Consider the following 2106-nt stretch of genomic DNA (forward strand, 5'->3'; position numbering starts at 1 on the left):
TCGATGGTGAAAAATTGGTCAGCAGTAGTATTGATGGCACAGGTATTATCAAAATTTGGGATGTTGGTACGGGTAGGTGCATTCACAATTTAAGAGAACATACAGGTTGGATCTGGTCTGTTACTTTTAGTCCTGATGGTCAAACAATTGCTAGTGGTTGCAATGACAACACTATCAAAATTTGGAATGCTAATACAGGTGAATGTCTTCAAACTATAGCAGCTCATAATGCTTGGGTTTTGAGCGTTACTTTTAGTGTTGATGGCAAAATTCTGGCAAGTGGGAGTTATGACAAAACCATCAAACTTTGGGATGTTGAAACTTGGAATTGTATTCGCACTTTTACAGGTAGCGAAGATGCTATCTGGTCAGTTGCGTTCACCCCAGATGGTGAAAAAATTGCCAGTTGTGGTTTTGAAAAAATTATCCGCTTGTGGAATGTAAAAACAGGAGAATGTTATCAGAAATTGGCAGGTCATAAAAAGGAAATTAAAATGCTTGCTGTTAGCAATGATGGTAAGACTTTAGCAAGTGGTTGTTTTGAACCTGCCGTCAAATTTTGGGATGCGGAAACTGGGGAATGTTTAGCAACAGGAAAGGAACATCAAGCTCCCATCCGAACTATTGCTTTTTGTAGCGATAACAAAACTGTGGCAACAGGTGATAATGACCAGATAATTAAATTGTGGGATGCTCAAACAGGAAAATGCGTGAAAACTTTTCAAGGTTATACTAATTCAGTTTGGTCGGTTGCTCTTAGTCCGGATGGAAAACAAATTGCTAGCAGTCATTTGGATGCTGTTATTAGGTTATGGGATGTAGAAACTGGAGAGTGTCTGCAAAATTTGAGGGGGCATATTGGTTTAATTTGGGCGGTGGTTTTTAGTCCGGATGGTACACAAATTGCCAGTTGTAGTGATGATGAAAGTATTATGGTGTGGGATGTTAATGCAGGTTGTTGTAGGCAAACGTTCCGATATCCTAATCCTACTGAACACTATCAAGGTGGAATTTGGACGGTGGCGTTTAGTTATTGCGGTCAATTTTTAGCTAGTGGAGGTCAGGATGCAACTGTGAAAATTTGGGATATCAATACAGGAAATTATCGTGTTTGGCAAGGACATCAAAGTTGGGTTTGGCGGGTGGAATTTAACCCCGATGGCAAAACTCTTGCTAGTGGTAGTGATGACCACACTATTAAAATTTGGGATATTCAGACTGGCGAGTGTATGCAAACTTTACAGGGACACACAAATAATGTGAGGTCTATTGCTTTTAGTACGGACGGGCAGTTTTTAGTAAGTGGCAGTGAGGATAGTAAAGTGAAGCTTTGGGATGTGAGGATGGGAGTGTGTGAGAAAACGCTTCACGGACATCAGGGTTTGGTGTGGCCTGTGAAATTTGCTCCTAATGGTAAATTTGTTATCAGTGGAGGTCAGGATGGCACTTTAAGGTTTTGGGATATTTCGACTGGAGAATGCCTGAAAATTTCGGAGGCGCATAACGATCATATTTCATCATTAGATTGTAGTCGGAATAGTCGAATGGTAATTACTGGTAGTTTGGATGAAACTATTAAATGTTGGGATGTTGAGAGTGGTGATTGTTTGAAAACTTTGCGAGTGCCTAGACCTTATGAAGGTATGAACATTACTGGGGTAAAAGGATTAACTGACGCTCATTTGGAGATGTTGAAAACTTTGGGTGCAGTATTCAACCAAGAGAATTAATCGTTGTCGGGAAGCGATCGCCACCGAGAATCTCTAGTAGAGACATTTCATCGAACCTCCCTACAAGGGTCGCACTTTATGGGAGAAAATTTTTTGACGATTATAGGACTTACGCAAAATATTCAATACACCATCTGTAGTGGTTAACTGCCGTTAACCACTACTAGATAGGGTGGTTGGTGCGTAAGTCCTAGATTAATTAAACTAACTTGTCTTATATCAAATCTGCTTGCAATGGAAGTGTTATAAGAAACCGGGTTTATGGGAGGAAGCATTTAACACAAACCCGGTTTCTAGACTTTTTTATAACAATACCACCTGATTTGATATTATCACCTCAAATAAAACGTCGCGCCTTACCTACAGTAATAACGAC

The 2106-nt window shown here is 40.1% G+C and carries 1 protein-coding gene; it reads left to right on the forward strand.

What is annotated here, in order from left to right:
• The coding region (locus tag F6K22_RS39425; protein WP_293110466.1) for a WD40 domain-containing protein at positions 1 to 1730 on the forward strand (1730 nt) is incomplete at its 5' end.
• Between the last annotated feature and the right edge of the window lie 376 nt (positions 1731 to 2106).

It is taken from the genome of Okeania sp. SIO2F4 (assembly GCF_010672385.1).
In the GTDB taxonomy this organism is placed as follows: Bacteria; Cyanobacteriota; Cyanobacteriia; order Cyanobacteriales; family Microcoleaceae; genus Trichodesmium.